General features: G+C 68.3%; 16 protein-coding genes. 4 read left to right on the forward strand and 12 right to left on the reverse strand.

All coding sequences use genetic code 11. The features are described from left to right. The 3 genes from nagB to K8P10_RS14635 are packed head-to-tail and all read left to right on the forward strand — an operon-like array spanning position 1 to position 4,489. On the forward strand, positions 1-801 hold the full coding sequence (gene nagB, locus K8P10_RS14625) for a glucosamine-6-phosphate deaminase (RefSeq protein ID WP_224779611.1): 801 nt from the start codon (positions 1-3) through the stop codon (positions 799-801). After that, on the forward strand, positions 768-1,700 hold the full coding sequence (locus K8P10_RS14630) for an N-acetylglucosamine-6-phosphate deacetylase (protein WP_224779612.1): 933 nt from the start codon (positions 768-770) through the stop codon (positions 1,698-1,700). Before nagB ends, K8P10_RS14630 begins: the two co-directional genes overlap by 34 nt. Further along, a complete protein-coding gene (locus tag K8P10_RS14635) occupies positions 1,697-4,489 on the forward strand; it encodes an FAD-binding and (Fe-S)-binding domain-containing protein (protein WP_224779613.1) in 2,793 nt (930 codons plus the stop codon). Before K8P10_RS14630 ends, K8P10_RS14635 begins: the two co-directional genes overlap by 4 nt. Positions 4,490-4,498: 9 nt before the next feature. Here the strand turns inward: K8P10_RS14635 and K8P10_RS14640 are convergent, their stop codons facing one another. The 12 genes from K8P10_RS14640 to K8P10_RS14695 all read right to left on the reverse strand — a co-directional run bounded on the left by K8P10_RS14640 (position 4,499) and on the right by K8P10_RS14695 (position 14,855). Further along, entirely contained in the window at positions 4,499-5,437 is a 939-nt protein-coding gene (locus K8P10_RS14640) for a 2-hydroxyacid dehydrogenase (protein ID WP_224779614.1), read from the reverse strand. Beyond that, entirely contained in the window at positions 5,434-6,201 is a 768-nt protein-coding gene (locus K8P10_RS14645; protein WP_224779615.1) for an SDR family NAD(P)-dependent oxidoreductase, read from the reverse strand. Before K8P10_RS14645 ends, K8P10_RS14640 begins: the two co-directional genes overlap by 4 nt. A 57-nt stretch (positions 6,202-6,258) precedes the next feature. After that, positions 6,259-7,371 (reverse strand): pyridoxal-phosphate dependent enzyme, encoded by a 1,113-nt coding sequence (locus tag K8P10_RS14650; protein ID WP_224779616.1) that lies wholly within the window; start codon positions 7,369-7,371, stop codon positions 6,259-6,261. A gap of 17 nt (positions 7,372-7,388) precedes the next feature. Then, positions 7,389-8,219, reverse strand: a complete 831-nt coding sequence (locus K8P10_RS14655; protein WP_224779617.1) for an amino acid ABC transporter permease — start codon at positions 8,217-8,219, stop codon at positions 7,389-7,391. After that, the gene (locus K8P10_RS14660; RefSeq protein WP_224779618.1) at positions 8,216-8,866 is read right to left on the reverse strand and encodes an amino acid ABC transporter permease; all 651 of its coding nucleotides are present in this window, start codon (positions 8,864-8,866) and stop codon (positions 8,216-8,218) included. The genes K8P10_RS14655 and K8P10_RS14660 overlap by 4 nt, the downstream gene beginning before the upstream one ends. A gap of 66 nt (positions 8,867-8,932) precedes the next feature. Further along, complete coding sequence (locus K8P10_RS14665; RefSeq protein ID WP_224779619.1) at positions 8,933-9,793, reverse strand: glutamate ABC transporter substrate-binding protein; 861 nt, start codon at positions 9,791-9,793, stop codon at positions 8,933-8,935. Positions 9,794-9,849: 56 nt separating this feature from the next. Beyond that, a complete protein-coding gene (locus K8P10_RS14670) occupies positions 9,850-10,626 on the reverse strand; it encodes an amino acid ABC transporter ATP-binding protein (RefSeq protein ID WP_224779620.1) in 777 nt (258 codons plus the stop codon). A gap of 115 nt (positions 10,627-10,741) precedes the next feature. Continuing rightward, complete coding sequence (locus K8P10_RS14675) at positions 10,742-11,155, reverse strand: Fur family transcriptional regulator (RefSeq protein ID WP_224779621.1); 414 nt, start codon at positions 11,153-11,155, stop codon at positions 10,742-10,744. Then, positions 11,152-12,012, reverse strand: coding sequence for a metal ABC transporter permease (locus K8P10_RS14680; RefSeq protein WP_224779622.1), 861 nt, complete (start codon positions 12,010-12,012; stop codon positions 11,152-11,154). Before K8P10_RS14680 ends, K8P10_RS14675 begins: the two co-directional genes overlap by 4 nt. Then, positions 12,009-12,881 (reverse strand): metal ABC transporter permease, encoded by an 873-nt coding sequence (locus K8P10_RS14685; protein ID WP_224779623.1) that lies wholly within the window; start codon positions 12,879-12,881, stop codon positions 12,009-12,011. The genes K8P10_RS14680 and K8P10_RS14685 overlap by 4 nt, the downstream gene beginning before the upstream one ends. A gap of 2 nt (positions 12,882-12,883) precedes the next feature. Next, positions 12,884-13,672 (reverse strand): metal ABC transporter ATP-binding protein, encoded by a 789-nt coding sequence (locus K8P10_RS14690; RefSeq protein ID WP_224779624.1) that lies wholly within the window; start codon positions 13,670-13,672, stop codon positions 12,884-12,886. A gap of 10 nt (positions 13,673-13,682) precedes the next feature. Further along, a complete protein-coding gene (locus K8P10_RS14695) occupies positions 13,683-14,855 on the reverse strand; it encodes a metal ABC transporter substrate-binding protein (protein ID WP_224779625.1) in 1,173 nt (390 codons plus the stop codon). A gap of 149 nt (positions 14,856-15,004) precedes the next feature. Between K8P10_RS14695 and K8P10_RS14700 the strand changes: the two genes are divergently transcribed. Then, the gene (locus tag K8P10_RS14700) at positions 15,005-15,694 is read left to right on the forward strand and encodes a response regulator transcription factor (protein WP_224779626.1); all 690 of its coding nucleotides are present in this window, start codon (positions 15,005-15,007) and stop codon (positions 15,692-15,694) included. The last annotated feature ends 25 nt before the right edge of the window (positions 15,695-15,719 follow it).

Consider the following 15,719-nt stretch of genomic DNA (forward strand, 5'->3'; position numbering starts at 1 on the left):
ATGGAAGTCATCTTGCTCCCCACCGCCGCCGACGTGGCGCGCATCGCGGCAACTCAGATCGCGTCGTTGGTCTCCGCACACCCCGAGGCGACCATCGGACTCGCAACCGGTAGCAGCCCGCAGGGCGTCTACGCTGACCTCAGGCGTCGCGTCGATACCGGCGAGGTCTCCTTCGCCCGGGCGCGCGGGTTCGCCCTCGACGAGTACGTTGGACTCGCCTCCGACGATCCCCAGTCATATCGAACGACCATCGACCGTGATGTCGTGCGTCCGCTGGGCTTCGATCCGGCGCGCGTGCAGGTGCCCGACGGCACCGCCACCGATCTCGAGGCAGCGGCAGAGACCTACGAGACCGCGATCGCGACGGCCGGCGGCATCGACGTGCAGATCCTCGGCATCGGTGCGAACGGACACATCGGATTCAACGAGCCGACCTCATCATTCGCCTCACGTACCCGAGTGAAAACGCTCGCGCCGCAGACCCGCACCGACAACGCCCGGTTTTTTCCCCAGGGGCAAGAGGTGCCGATGCACTGTCTCACGCAGGGCCTCGGCACAATTCTCGACGCGCGCCGCCTGTTGCTCGTCGCCCAGGGTCCGCGCAAGGCTGCGGCGATCGCCGCAGCCGTCGAAGGGCCGCTCACCGCATTCGTGCCGGGGTCCGCGTTGCAGCTCCACCGTCACGCGACGGTGATCGTCGATGAAACGGCCGCATCCGAACTCCAGCTCATCGACTACTATCGCCACACCGCGGCGAACAAACCCGAGTGGCAGCGCATCGAACCCGGCGGCCTGGCATGATCGCCGGCGGCATCGACCTGCACTGCCACGGGGCCGCAGGGTTCGACTTCGATACCGCCGATGCCAGTGGGATCACCGCCGCCCTCGCGCACCACCGGGCTCACGGCACCGAGCGAATGCTGCTCAGCCTCGTCAGCGCGCCTCCCGCCAAGCTCGCGCGCAGGCTGCATACCCTGAGCACCTTGATCCCAGGGCTGCCAGAAGCGTTCGGCGTGCACCTCGAGGGGCCATTCCTGGCCTCGTCGCGCTGCGGAGCGCACGATCCATCGGCGCTCGAGGCGCCGACGCCCGCAACGGTCGAAGCGCTGATCGAGGCCGGCGGAGGGCTGCTGCGCCTCGTGACGATCGCTCCCGAGCTTCCTGGCGCCCTCGATGCGATCGAACGGTTCAGCGCCGCGGGTGTGACCGTCGCCGTCGGGCACACCGAAGCCGACCTCGACACCGCTAGCGAAGCCTTCGACCACGGCGCCAGCGTGCTCACCCACGCTTTCAACGCTATGCCGGGACTCGGGCATCGTGCCCCCGGCCCGGTCGGCGCTGCGCTCGCGCGCGACCACGTGACGCTCGAGGTCATCGCCGATGGACTGCACGTCGCCCCCGTCGTCGTGCGCACGCTCTTCGCCGCCGCACCAGGGCGCATCGCACTGGTCACCGACGCCATGTCGGCGACGGGCCTCGGCGATGGCACCTACCGGCTCGGGAACCTCGACGTCGACGTCTCCGCAGGCCGCCCGGTACTCACCGGCACCGAGACGCTCGCCGGATCGACGCTCACCCTGGACCGCGCAGTGCAGAACTCCATCGATGCCGGTGTGCCACGGTCTGAGGCGCTCGCGGCCGCGACATCGACCCCGGCCAGGGCGATCGGGATCACGCACAACGGAGGAGAACCCTCATGACAGGATCAGCACTCGCCGACGCCCTCGCCGACCCCGCTCGACTGCGCACCCGAGCACTCGATGTGGCAGCGTATGCGGGCGATGCTTCTCATTACCTGCTGACTCCCGAAGCGGTGGTGATCGCGGAGACGGCGGACGAGGTCGGCCGGATTCTGCGCGTCGCCACGGAGACCCGTCGGCCGGTAACGTTCCGGTCGGGCGGCACCAGCTTGTCGGGTCAGGCTTCGGGCGAGGGCATCATCGTCGATGTACGGCAGCGCTTCCGCGACATCGAGATCCTGGACGACGGGCAGCGTGTGCGCGTCGCATCCGGCGTCACGATCGCTCAGGTGAACGCGCGCCTATACAGACACGGTCGCCGGCTCGGGCCCGACCCGGCCAGCGAGTCCGCCTGCACCGTCGGCGGGGTCATCGCCAACAACTCGAGCGGCATGGCCTGCGGCACCGAGCACAACACCTATCGCACCCTCGAGTCGATGGTGCTGGTGCTGCCCTCCGGCACGCGCATCGACACCGCTGAACCGGACGCGGATGCGCGCCTCAGGGCATGCGAACCAGAGCTTCACGCTGGCCTCGATCGGCTCAAGCGCCGCGTGCGTGCCAACCCGGAGTCAGTACGCATCATTCGCGAGCGATTCGCACTGAAGAACACCATGGGGTACGGCGTGAACGCCCTGCTCGACTGCGACGCACCGGTGGAGATCCTGCAGCGCCTCATCATCGGGTCCGAGGGCACGCTGGCCTTCGTCGCGCAGGCGACGTTCCGCACCGTCCCCGTGGCATCGCTCACGAGCACCGGTCTCGTCGTGTTCCCCACCCTCGACGCCGCGACGCGAGCACTCCCCGAGCTCGTCGACTCCGGCGCTGCGACGCTCGAGCTGATGGACGCCACCTCCATCCGAGTCGGCCAGCGTCTCCCCGGAGCCCCCGCCGAGATCAGCGGCTTCGCTCCGGAGGAGCACGCGGCACTGCTCGTCGAATACCGCGCCGACGACGCCACGGAACTCGCGGAGCAGACCCGCAACGGTGCCGGGCTGCTCGCCGCACAACCGCTCCTCGAACCACCGTCGCTGAGCGCTGACCGTGACGCCAGACACCGTGCCTGGTCGTTCAGGAAAGGGCTCTACGCCTCGGTGGCCGGCGCGCGGCCGAGCGGAACAACCGCGCTCCTCGAAGACATCGTTGTCCCCACCGCCCGCCTCGCAGACACCTGCGGGTCCCTCCAGGACCTCTTCTCCAGATTCGGATACGCCGACTCCGTGATCTTCGGCCACGCCAAAGACGGCAACATCCACTTCATGCTCACCGACCGGTTCGCCGGCGATGAGGCACTCAGCAGGTACCACGGCTTCACCGAGCAACTGGTCGACCTGGTGCTCACCGCCGGAGGGAACCTCAAGGCCGAGCACGGTACGGGGCGTGCGATGGCGCCCTACGTCCGCCGTCAGTACGGCGACGAACTCACCGACGTGATGTGGGAGATCAAACGACTGATCGACCCCGCTGGCGTGCTGAACCCCGGGGTTATCCTCGATGACGACCCCGATGCGCACATGCGCCACATCAAGCTCAACCCAGCGGTGGAGTCCGAGGTGGACCGTTGCGTCGAGTGCGGCTACTGCGAGCCCGTCTGCCCGAGCCGCGACCTCACCCTCACCCCGCGGCAGCGCATCGTCGCGCTCCGCGCAACGGCATCTGCTCGCCTGCGTGGCGACGATGCCCTCGCCGACGCTCTCGAGCGCGACTTCGATTACGACGGGGTGCAGACCTGCGCGGTCGATGGCATGTGCCAGACGGCGTGCCCGGTCGGCATCAACACGGGCGCGCTCGTGAGGCGGCTCCGGCAAGAATCTGCGGCTCCGCCGCTCGCCGCCGCGTGGAGCGGCGCAGCACGCGCGTGGGGACCCGTGACGCGTGCCGGTGCGGCCGCGCTGACGGCGGCCGGTCACCTCCCCGCACCGCTCGTGCGGGGAACGACCGAGGTCGCACGACGCACTCTCGGCAGCGACACGATCCCGCTCTACTCATCAGACCTTCCGTCTGGCGGCCCGTCGCGTCGCTCGCTGGGTCGGGTCGTGGGCTCGGGAGGCGGAGACCCGGTCGGCGTCTACGTGCCGGCGTGCGTGAACAGCATGTTCGGTCCGGCAGGGGAGGGCGGAGGCGTCATGGACGGATTCGTGCAGCTGCTCGAACTGGCGGGCCTCCGCATGATCGTGCCCGATGGTGTGGACGGCATCTGCTGCGGGACGCCGTGGTCGTCCAAGGGGTACACCGGGGGCGCGGAGATCAATCGGCGTAGCACCGTCGCCCGCGTCAGCACTGCCCTCGCAGGGTCGGATCTGCCCGTCGTGAGCGACGCGAGCAGCTGCACCGAGGGCTTCGCCCACCTGCTCGGGCCGTCGGTCCGGGTGGAGGACATTGTGGCGTTCACCGCCCGGGTGATCCTGCCGCGCGTGAACCTTGAGCCGCAGATCGAGTCCCTCGCACTGCACCCGACATGCTCGTCGCGGCAAATCGGGATCGACGACGACTTGCGCACCCTCGCCTCAGCGGTCGCGCACCACGTCACCGTACCCGACGCCTGGGGGTGCTGCGCGTTCGCGGGCGACCGCGGCATGCTCCACCCAGAACTCACCGCGTCGGCGACCGCCGCTGAAGCAGCCGAAGTTCGCGGGCTCGGTGCGACAGCGCATGCCTCGTGCAATCGCACCTGCGAGCTCGGCATGACCCGCGCGACCGGCGAGAGCTACCGCCACATCATCGAGTTGCTGGCGGCAGCGGCCCGCTGAAACCGATCGCTACTCCCAGCTGCCGAGCACGATGTTCTCGGGGCGTTCCCCTGACTGCAGGTGGGCGATCTGGCGCCGGATCAGGCGCGCCATCCGCGGCACCATCGCCGACGACGCGCCGCCGACGTGCGGACTGATCAGCGCGTTCTCGCACGACCACAGCGGGTGGTCCGCGGGCAACGGCTCCGGGTCGGTCACGTCGACCGCAGCCCGAAGTCGCCCGGCCTGCAGCTCGGCGACGAGGGCGCCGGTGTCCACGACCGCTCCGCGAGCCACGTTCACGAGCAGCGCCCCGTCCGGCATGGCGGCGAGCGCTTCGGCGTCGAAGAGGCCACGCGTGTCGTCCGTCAGCGGTACCGCGACGATGACGACCTCAACCTCGGCGAGCAGGGCGGGCAGCTCATCGATACCGTGCACGGGGACCGCTGCGCCGGCGAGGTTCTCCGCCTGGCGAGCGGAGCGTGCGACGCGGGTGAGCGAGACCTCGAACCCCTCGAGTCTGGCCTCGATGGCCTGCGAGACACCGCCGTACCCGACGAGCAGCACCTTCCGATCGGCGAGACTCAGCAGTGATTCGTTGCGCCAGGTGCCGGTTGCCGCGTCGCGAACGAACCGCGGGATGCCCCGCTGGGCCGCGAGCGTCAGCGCGAGCGCGAGCTCGGCTGTCGAGGTTTCGTGCACCGTGGCCGCGTTGGCGAACGGCACGTCCACGGGCAGGGCGTCGGCGACACCGTCGATGCCGATCGACTGCCACTGGACGAGGCGCACATCGACACCGCTGAGCTGCGCGAGCGGGGACGTGCCGTACATGTAGGGCGGCACGACGATGTCGACCCGTTCACGCGGGGCATCGCCCTGCATATCCCAGTCGACGAACGTGACACCGTCCACGTCGCCGACGGCTCGTCGAAGTTCGGCGCTCGGCAATGAGACCACGAGTTCACTCATGGTTCGAGTCTAGAGGTCGCCGCCGCGCCGAACCCGCTGAGCATGCCCCCTGCGATCTCCCCTCCGTCGATCACGAACTCCTGCCCCGTGATGAACGCGGCATCGTCGGAGGCGAGGAAGGCGAAGAGCGCGGCAACCTCCTCCGGAAGACCGAAGCGACGAAGCGGGATGCTCGCGGCCTGCTCCGCCCCCGCCGTCATGAGCGGCGTCTGCACATACCCGGGGCACACGGCGTTCACCCGGATCTCGGGAGCGAGGTCGAGCGCCATGGCGCGGGACATCTCGATCACGGCCGCCTTGCCCGAGCTGTAGATGGCGTGGTCCCGATAACCGACGAGGCCGTTCGTCGAGGCGGTGTGCAGGATCACGCCGCGACGGGTGGCGCGCATCTGTCGCGCGGCGGCCTGCGCGACGAGAAAGGCGCCGTCGACATTCACGCTCATCACTCTGCGCCAGTCGGCGAACGGAATATCGGTGAACGGGTGCCTGGCATTCACTCCGGCGTTGTTGATGAGCACCTCGAGGGCACCGTGCTCCCGTTCCACGGTCTCGAACGCCGCCGTCACGCTCTCGGGGTCTGAGACATCGAGGCGGCCCGATCCGGCGAGGCCAGGCAGCTCCTCGCGCAGCGACTCGAGCGCTGCCCCGTCGATGTCGAGGGCGATGACCCGAGCACCCTCCTCGATGAACCGCTGCGCGGTCGCGCGACCGATCGCGCCAGCGGCACCGGTGATCGCCACGAGCTTCCCGTTCAGTCCGCGCATGCGCTCCCGCTCTCTCCTCTGTCTGAAGCCATCATCCTCTCAGACGCCGAACGAGGATCACGGTGCGGGTGACTTCAGTCCGCTTCCCGTCAGCACGACGACCGCCGTCTCCCCCGGTTGGATCATGCCGCGGCCACGCAGGTGCGTGAAGGCCGCTGCGGCCGTCGCGCTCGTCGGTTCGACGAACAGCCCCTGCGCGGCCAGCGCAGCCCTGGCTGCGAGGATCTCCGGCTCGGCGATGGCGATCGTGCACCCGCCGGTATCGCGGACCGCCGCGAGGATCTGAGCGAGTCGCAGCGGATTCCGGATCGCCGTCCCCTCGGCGACCGTCGGCGCGACCGGCCGGTCCGCCTCGCCGTGGAAGGCCGCGTCAACCGGAGAGCAGTTCAGCGGTTGCGCAGCGTGGAGACTCGGCATCCGGGCGATGTGGCCGGCACGGAAGAGTTCGGCGAACCCGAGGGCGCAGCCGAGCAGGCTGCTCCCGGCACCGACCGGTACGACGACATGGTCGGGAGCCTCGAAACCGAAATCCTCCCAGATCTCGTAGGCGAGAGTCTTCGTGCCCTCCAGGAAGAGGGCCTGCCAGTTGTGGCTCGCATACCTCGGCCCACCACCCGCAGCGTCGATCGCCGCCTGCTGCGACGCCTCACGCGGCCCCGGAACGAGTTCAATCGTCGCGCCATATGCTCGCGCCTGGGCGAGCTTCGCTGGCGAGGTGCTCGCCGGCGCGAACACCGTCACGTCCATTCCCGCGGCGGCCCCGTACGCCGCGATCGCCGCGCCGCCGTTGCCCGAGCTGTCCTCGATGAGGGAGGTCACGCCCTGTTCGCGCAGCACCGACACCATGACGCTCGCCCCGCGATCCTTGAAGCTGCCGGTCGGGCTGAACCACTCGAGCTTGCAGTGGGCCAGACCACCAGCGAGTTCGCGCGGTACGAGGGGCGTGCAGCCCTCGCCGAGCGACACCGGCTCGGCGACCGCGACGGGCAGCGCCGCTCGATATCGCCACAGGCTCCGATCGGTCAGGTCGATCTGATCTCGCTCGATCCCCGGCCCGGCGGAGATCATGAGCGGGTTCCCGTCGTCTGACCGCCACCTCGGCTCGCTGATCGGAAACTCCGCCCCCGTGACCGGATCCCGGTACACGGGGGCGGCGCCTGCGTCTCCCACTGCCTCCATATACGAACTCAGCGAGTGCTGCGCTTCGCCGCCATACGGTGCGTGCGACGTCCGATCCAGGAGACGAGCAGGTTGATGACGAGGTACACCGAGACGCCCACGATCCAGAGCGTCAGCATATAGCGGTTGCCGTAGTAGTTGCCCATGTTGGCGACGGATCGAGCTAGCTCGGGATAGGCCACGATGTAGCCGAGCGAGGTGTCCTTCAGCAGCACCACCATCTGCGCGATGATGACGGGCAGCATCTGCGTGAATGCCTGAGGGAACTCGATGAGCAGTCTCGTCCGCACCGGTGTCAGCCCGATGGAGAGCCCGGCCTCCCGCTGACCCTTGCCGAGGGAGACGATGCCGGCGCGCAGCGCCTCGCCGATGATCGCGCCGTTGTAGACCGCGAGTGCGATGACCACGGCCCAGAATGCTCCGCTCGCCGCGACGAGCAGGATGAAGAGCATCATGAGCAGCACGGGCATGCCGCGGAAAAACTCGAGGATGACCGTGGTGGGAATGCGGATCAACTTTGAGTCGGCGAGTCGGCCGAATGCGAAGAGGACGCCGATGAGCATCGCGCCCACCATGGCGGTCGCGGCGGCGCGCACCGTGTTCCACGCTCCCCGGGCCACCGTCTCCCAAAACACGGGATCAGCTACGATGTCCCATCGCGAGGCGTCCCACGAACCAGGCGTCTCGTTGCCGTTCGCCGCAATGCGGGGCTGACCGAGCGTCCACACCACCCAGGCGAGCAGACCGACGAGGGCAAGCGTGCCGACGATGGAGATGATCAGTGAACGCCGGCGGGCCTTCGGGCCCGGGGCGTCGTAGAGGACTGTCGCTTGACTCATCGCAGCACCCGCACCTTCTTCTCGATCTGTCCGGCGATGAGGCCGAGCGGCACCGTGATCACGAGGTAGAAGACCGCCACTCCGGCGAGGATCGCGATCACCGCACTGCCGTACTGGTTCGTGAGCGTGCGCGCCGTGAGGAACAACTCGGTCACGAAGAACCCGCCGGCCACCGACGTGTTCTTCGTCAGCGCGATGAACACGTTGATGAGCGGAGGAATGACCATGCGCAGCGCCTGCGGGAGCACGATCAGCGTCAGCGTCTGGCCGAAGGTGAGCCCGATCGAGCGGGCGGCCTCGGCCTGTCCGACCGGAACTCCGTTGATGCCGGAGCGCAGTGCCTCTGCGACGAAGGGCGACGTGTAGATCGCGAGCCCGATCGTCGCGAGAATGACGTACGGTGGCCGCTCGGCAACGATGAGCGGCAGGACGAACGTCATGAAGAACAGCAGCAGCGTGAGCGGGATGTTCCGGACGAGCTCGGTGTAGGCCGTCGCGAACATGCGGAGGGAGCCCACGGGCGAGATGCGCATCGTCGCGACGACGAGGCCGATCGCCATGGCCCCGAGTCCCCCGAAGATGAGGAGCCGCAGTGTCATCAGGAACCCTGAGAGCACGGCGCCCATATTGTCGAACAGCACTTCCACGGTGCGCTGATCCTCTCGGTTGGATCGGATCGGGCGGCGAGGGTGGTCCCCCGCCGCCCGTCTGAATCAGTAGCGGTCGACTGCCGGGGGTTCCGGCGTGCTCAGAACGGCGCCGGCCGTGTTCTCCCATGCCTCAGCCCAGCGGCCGTCCTCGTAGGAGGCCTCCAGCGTGTCGTTGATGAAGTTGCGGAACTCGGTGTCATCGAGCGCCAGTCCGATGCCGTAGGGCTCGGAGGTGAACGGGTTCTCGATGACCTCGAACTCGCCCTCGTTCTGGTCGGCGAGGCCCGCGAGGATCACGTTGTCGGTCGAGACCGCAACGACCTCGCCCGAGCGCAGCGGCTCGAGGCAGTTCGAGTAGGTGTCCGTCTCGAGCACCTCGACGCCCTCGGCGCGGAGGTTGTCCGCCGAGGTCGAACCGGTCGCCGAGCAGACCTTCTCGCCCTTGACGTCTTCGATGCCCTCGATGCCGTCGGGGTTACCCTCGAGCACGAGCAGATCCTGCCCCGCCTCGTAGTAGGGGCCGGCGAACGAGACAACTTCCTTGCGCTCGTCGTTGATCGTGTACGTCGCGATGACGATGTCGACCTGGCCGTTCTCGATGAACGGCTCCCGGTTGGCTGACACCGTCTCGACCCAGTCGATGTTCCCGGCCTCGATGCCGAGATCCGCTGCGATGATCTTGCCGATCTCGACGTCGAAGCCCTCGGGCTCCCCGCTCGGGCCCATCAGGCCGAACAGCGGCTGGTCGAACTTCGTGCCGATCGTGATGGAACCGGCCTCGTTGAGGCTGGCCATCGTCGTGCCCGCCTCGAACTCGGCGTCCTCGGCCGGTGCCGGATCCTCACCGCCGCCTCCGCCTGCGCAGCCCGCGAGCGTGAGGGCCCCGGCCGCAGCGAACACTGCTGCGTACTTGTGGATTCGCATGGGTCCTTGCCTTTCTCTGGTGTTCCGGCGAGGCCGGATGGTCGGTCTGGAGTCGGTCAGTGACCGAGGATCTTCGACAGGAAGTCCTTCGCCCGAGACGTCTGGGGGTCGGTGAAGAACTGCTCGGGAGTCGCCTCCTCGACGATCTGGCCGTCGGCCATGAAGAGAATGCGGTCGGCCGCCCGCCGGGCGAAGCCCATCTCGTGCGTCACGGCGACCATGGTCATGCCCTCGTTGGCGAGGCCGATCATCACATCGAGCACCTCGTTGATCATCTCGGGATCGAGAGCCGAGGTGGGTTCGTCGAGCAGGATCAACTTCGGGTCCATCGCGAGCGAACGCGCGATCGCGGCGCGCTGCTGCTGCCCACCGGAGAGCTGCGAGGGGAACTTCTTCGCCTGGTTCGCGATGCCGACGCGGTCGAGCAACCGCATCGCCTTCTCCTCGGCGTCCTTCTTGCTGAGTCCGCGTACCTTCATCGGGCCGAGCGTCACGTTCTCGAGGATCGTCTTGTGGGCGAAGAGATTGAACTGCTGGAACACCATGCCGACGTCGGCGCGGAGCGTGGCCAGCGCCTTCCCCTCCTCGGGGAGCGGCTTCTCGTCGATCGTGATGGTGCCCGAGTCGATCGTCTCGAGGCGGTTGATCGCGCGGCACAGCGTCGATTTGCCCGAACCGGACGGTCCGAGCACCACGACGACCTCGCCGCGAGCCACGCTCGTGTTGATGTTGTTCAGCACGTGCAGGTCGCCGTAGTGCTTGTTCACCTCGTCGATCACCACGAGGGGCTCCCGGTTGTCGCGGGGTACCCGCACCACTGTCGTCTCTGCCATGAGCAGAATCCTATTGCTGAGAGCCGCCTGTGTGGAACTCCGCGACGAAGTCGTTACCTGCCCGTCATCATCCGGACTCGTGGCACCGAGGTCGTCTCATTCCTGTGGACGGGTGTCAGGAATCCGCGGCCGCCTGCAGACGCTGGCATCGTTCGCAGACGCCGAAGAGGTCGACCACGTGCTCGATCTCGGCGAAACCCTGCTCAGCAGCGACCCTCTGCGTCCACTCCTCCACGGCCTCGGCCTGCAGCTCGCGAGTGTCACCGCAGCGCCGGCAGATGAGGTGGTGGTGGTGGCCCTCCATGACGCAAGAGCGGAACAGGTTCTCGCCCTCGGGCGACTGCAGGGAGTCTGCCTCTCCCGATTCGCTGAGTCCGCTGAGCGCCCGATAGACGGTCGCGAGACCGATCGTGGTCCCGTGGTCGCGCAGGGTCTGGTGCAGCTGCTGGGCGCTCACGAACCCGCGTGCCTCGGCGAGCGCCGCGCGCACCGCCTCGCGCTGCCACGTGTTCCGCTGCGGTGCGCTCATCCTGCTCGAACCTCCGTCGTCGCCCGACGCGGCGCGGGCCCATCGCCCCGCCGTCTCGCGAGCACAGTACCACCGTAGCGAAGCGCGCGCACGGCGAGCGCGAGGAGGAAGACGAGGGTGACGGCGAGGCCGACAGATCCACCCGCTGCGATATCGAACGCGCGGGATGCCCACAGGCCGATGACGCCCGATGCGACACCGAGCACCGCGGCGATCGGGGGGATCCACCCGACGCTCGGCGCGACCGCTCGGGCGGCCGCCGCAGGGCCGATGAGGATCGCGACGCCGAGGATCGCGCCCACCGCCGGCATGGCCACCACCACGGAGGCCGCGATCACGGCGGTCACGACGAGCTCGACGGGCCACTCGCGGAATCCGCTGGCCCGGAAGCCTACGGCGTCGAAGGTGTGGAGCAGGATTCGCCGCCACCACAGGGTGCAGAGGATCAACCCGCAGACGAGCACCGCCCCCGTCGCGGCCACATCCGCCGTGGAGACGCCGAGCGGCGAGCCCACGAGCAGTGCCTCGACGGGCACGCCGATCCCCGCGTGGATGCTGGAGAGCAGTGTTCCGAGCGCGAACCCGAACGCGAGCACGATGCCGCTCGCCACCTGTCTCCCCTGGCCGGGCACCCGCGAGAGCAGCGTCATGAGCGCCACGAGCACCCCCGCGAAGAGCGCCTGCCCGAGCAGCAGGTTCCAGCCGAGTACAGCGAAGACGACGCCACCCGGGAACGTCGCGTGGCTCAGCGCCACCGCGAAGAAAGAGCGTCGCCGCAGCACGATCAGCGTGCCGGCGAGGCCCGAAAGCAGCCCGAGCAGCGCGATCTCGAGCGTGGCGAGCGCGAAGTAGCTCATGCGCGCTCACCCGCTCTGACCCCCGCGATCTTTCCGCGCACCAGGCCGGCGACCACGGCCACACCGTAGAGCGCCACGAGCACAAGCACGATGATCGCCCCGGGCGACACAGCGACTCCAGCAACCACTGACCAGTCGAAGGCGAGCCACAAGCCGGTCGCACCGGCGACGAGCGGGACCCCGATCGCGATCGGCACGAGCAGGGCGAACCGGCGTGAGACGAGCCTCGCCGTCGCCATCGGCACCGTGAGCAGAGCGATCACCATCAGGACGCCGAGCGCCTGCACGCCGGCGACGACGAGCAGCGCGACCGCAGCGCCGAGCCACAAATCCGTCGCCAGAGGACGGTTGCCGGCGGCGGCGAACCCCTCAGGGTCGAACGCGCGGAAGAGCTGAGCCCGCCAGGTGAGCGCGATGATCACGAGCGCCAGGGCGGCCACCGCCACGATCTGCCACAGTTGCGTCGACGTGACCGTCAGCAATCGGCCGAACAGCAACTCCTGTAGCTGGGAGACGTACCCGTCCTGCCGCGACACGATCACGACGCCGAGGCTGAACATGCCGGTGAGCACGACCGCGATCGCGGCGTCCGAACTCACGCCGCCGCGCCACTCGAGCACCGTGAACAGCAGTGCCGCGAGCAGCGCTGCGACCACCGCGCCCGGCAGCACCCCGGCGACGCCGCCGAGCGCTGACCCGACCACGAGTCCTGGGAAGACGGCGTGCACAAGACCGTCGCTCACGAACTCGAGTTCGCGAAAGCTGATGCAGAGACCGACCACGCCCGCCGCAACGGCGAGCACCGCCACCGTGATGAGCGCGCGGCTCATGAACGGCAGTGCGAAGATCTCGAGGAGCGAGGCGTCCACGCCTACTCGAGTTCCCGTGATGTCGTGACCGTGTGATGGTCGAGCTCGACGGTCGTGTCCTGGAACGCGTGCGCCACCGCCTCCAGCGTGAGCGCCTCATCGAGGGATCCGAACGCCGCCGGGTGGCCGGGCTGGTTCGGCGTGTGGCCGCTCGCGAGCAGCAGAACGTGGGTGCACGCGCGCTTGGCGATCTCGAGGTCGTGGGTCGACACGATGATCGTGCGCCCCTCGTCACGCAGCTCGTTCACGAGCGCCAGCAGCACCTCGCGGTTCTCGCGATCGAGGCCGTTGAACGGCTCGTCCAGGAGGAGCAGCCGAGGGTCGGCGACGAGCGCGCGCGCGAGAATGCCGCGCTGCTGCTGTCCGCCCGAGAGCTCCCCGAAGCGGCGCGCCGCGAACTCGGCGAGCCCCACACGTTCGAGCGCCTGCTCCACAGCACGCCGGCCGGCCGCCCCGACGGGTCGCACTGGGCCGAGTGAACGGTACAGCCCCATGGTCACGACCTGGCGCAGCGTGATGGGCAGCGTCGTGTCGCGACCGTCGGCCTGCGGCAGCGATCCGACCCATCGCCTCGCCTGCCGCGGCGAGGTACCGAGCACCTCGACTGCTCCGCCCGTGAGCTCGGCGAGGCCGAGAATGCCGCGGAGCAGCGTCGACTTGCCCGATCCATTCGGGCCGATCAGCGCCACCGCGCTTCCGGCGGGCAGATCTCCCGTCAGATGCTCGACTCTGGTGACCCCCTGGTAGCCGAACGCGGCATCGTGGAGCGCGAGGGCTGGGGCGGCTGGCATAGCCGCCATTCTACGACTCGAGGTCCGCCGGAACCTCGTCCGGCGTGACACCCCACGCGTCGAGCATCAGCTTCGTGTTGTGCACGGTCGCACCGATATACGTCGCCGCGTCGGTGTCCTCGGCGCCCAGGGAGTCGGCGTAGATCGCATCGCTGTCGACGACCTCGACGCCCGCCTCCTGCGCGATGGTCTCGGCGAGCTTCGGGTTCATCGACGACTCGACGAAGACGGCCTTCACCCCGCGCTCCTGGATCTCGTGGACCAGCGCATCGATCTCCGCGGCACTCGGCTCGGCGTTGTCCTCGAACGACGGCAGGATCGACCCAGCGAACGCGATGTCGTAGTCGTGCAGGTAGTAGCGGAGCGAGTCGTGCCCGCTGACCATGATGCGATCCGCCTCGGGGACCTTCGCCATCTCCTGCGCGACCCACGCGTCGAGCTCATCGAGCTTCGCGGTGTACGCATCACCCCGAGAGGTGTAGTCGTCGGCGTGATCGGGATCCGCCTCGACGAGTCCGTCCATCACCTCGGTCGCCATGCCCTTCGCGTACTCGGGCGAGGTCCACAGGTGCGGGTTGACCGGGCCGTGGTCGTGATCGTGCTCGTCACCCTCATCCGCGTGATCATGCCCGTCCTCACCCTCCTCGGCGTGGTCGTGATCATGACCGTGGTCGTCGCCCTCCTCGGCATGGTCGTGGGACTCGCCGGCTTCATGCTCGGCTTCGGTCGTGATCTTCTCGGCTTCGGCGAGGTCGACGCCCTGACTCGCATCGACGATGGTCCCGTCGAAGCCGGAGGCCTCGACCGCGTCATCGACGAACGTTTCGAGCCCCGCACCGTTCACGATGAGCACGTCCGCTTGCCCCAGAGCGAGCAGGTCATCGGGCGACGGATCGTAGTGGTGTGCCGAACCGCCCGCCGGCAGCAGGCCGGTCAGCGCGATGTCGTCTCCGCCGATCTCCTGCGCGAAGTCGGTGAGCTGCGTCGTCGTGGTCACCACCCGGAGCCCGTCCCCCGTCTCGTCGCCGCTCGAGCCCGTCGAGGCGCACCCCGCCAGCCCGAGCGCCGCGGCGAGCGCGACGGCTGAGCCGGTGACGATGCGCCCGCGGCCGGTGCGGCCGGAGGCGGAAGGAGCGGTGAGCGAGGAGTGCGCGCTGCGCAGCGCGTCAGAGAAGTGCGACATGGAGCTCTTTCTACGAGGAACTTGACCACTCTAATGCTGATGAGAATCGTTCGCAAGAACTCGAGTGTGCTCGCGATCTCAAAATCCCGGTATGCCTCATGAATGATACACTTCGTTCTGGTAATTACTGTTTCGTGATCGGTGGATCTATGTCACGGTCGAGGTCGCCTCACCCGCGCTCGGCCGACCCTGCGCCGAACAGGGTCCTGGTCGTCGATCACGACCCCTGGGCCTCGCGTGCGATCACTGCGGCACTAGCGGGGAGTTCATCTCTCACTCTGCTCCCTCCGGCGCACACGGGCGCCGATGCCCTCGAGACCCTGATCTCTGCTCGCCCGAATGCCGTCGTCATGGCTCTCAATATCCCCGGACCGGTCTCGGCGATCGAGCTGATCTCGGAGATGCTTCGGTATTACTCGAGCGCCACCATCCTCGTCCTGACGACCACTGAGCTCGGGGAACGCGTCGCGGGAGCACTGCGCGCAGGGGCGGCCGCAGTAGTCCACAAGTCGGTGGCCGAACACACACTCCGTCAGATCGTGCTCCTTGCCGCCTCGGGACGCACGTCGGAGATCTCACGCATCGACACGGAGGCTGTGCTGGTGCGTGGGGATTCGCGGCTGCGTGAGTATCGCTCCGCGGTATCGGTCTCGCCTCGTGAGCGTGAGATCCTCACCCGCATCTGCCAGGGTCACACTGACGAGCGCATCGCCGCCATGACCGGACTGTCCGTGTGGACCGTGAAGTCCCACGCCTACAATCTCCGCGCGAAGTTCCAGGCCAAAAACCGATCTCAGCTGATCCTGCGCGCGATCGAGCAACGCCTCTTCGTCGCCTGATCACACTCGCCATGGGTGGCACCAT

This window comes from Leucobacter sp. Psy1, assembly GCF_020096995.1.
GTDB lineage: Bacteria > Actinomycetota > Actinomycetes > Actinomycetales > Microbacteriaceae > Leucobacter.

Bases quoted from the DNA above. Each gene is read 5' to 3' on its own strand.
- K8P10_RS14665 (WP_224779619.1), bottom strand. From the start codon at position 9,793: ATGCGAATCCACAAGTACGCAGCAGTGTTCGCTGCGGCCGGGGCCCTC.
- K8P10_RS14680 (WP_224779622.1), bottom strand. From the start codon at position 12,012: ATGAGCTACTTCGCGCTCGCCACGCTCGAGATCGCGCTGCTCGGGCTG.
- K8P10_RS14670 (WP_224779620.1), bottom strand. From the start codon at position 10,626: ATGGCAGAGACGACAGTGGTGCGGGTACCCCGCGACAACCGGGAGCCC.
- K8P10_RS14695 (WP_224779625.1), bottom strand. From the start codon at position 14,855: ATGTCGCACTTCTCTGACGCGCTGCGCAGCGCGCACTCCTCGCTCACC.
- K8P10_RS14655 (WP_224779617.1), bottom strand. From the start codon at position 8,219: ATGAGTCAAGCGACAGTCCTCTACGACGCCCCGGGCCCGAAGGCCCGC.
- K8P10_RS14675 (WP_224779621.1), bottom strand. From the start codon at position 11,155: ATGAGCGCACCGCAGCGGAACACGTGGCAGCGCGAGGCGGTGCGCGCG.
- K8P10_RS14645 (WP_224779615.1), bottom strand. From the start codon at position 6,201: ATGCGCGGACTGAACGGGAAGCTCGTGGCGATCACCGGTGCCGCTGGC.
- K8P10_RS14635 (WP_224779613.1), top strand. From the start codon at position 1,697: ATGACAGGATCAGCACTCGCCGACGCCCTCGCCGACCCCGCTCGACTG.
- K8P10_RS14700 (WP_224779626.1), top strand. From the start codon at position 15,005: ATGTCACGGTCGAGGTCGCCTCACCCGCGCTCGGCCGACCCTGCGCCG.
- K8P10_RS14640 (WP_224779614.1), bottom strand. From the start codon at position 5,437: ATGAGTGAACTCGTGGTCTCATTGCCGAGCGCCGAACTTCGACGAGCC.
- K8P10_RS14690 (WP_224779624.1), bottom strand. From the start codon at position 13,672: ATGCCAGCCGCCCCAGCCCTCGCGCTCCACGATGCCGCGTTCGGCTAC.
- nagB (WP_224779611.1), top strand. From the start codon at position 1: ATGGAAGTCATCTTGCTCCCCACCGCCGCCGACGTGGCGCGCATCGCG.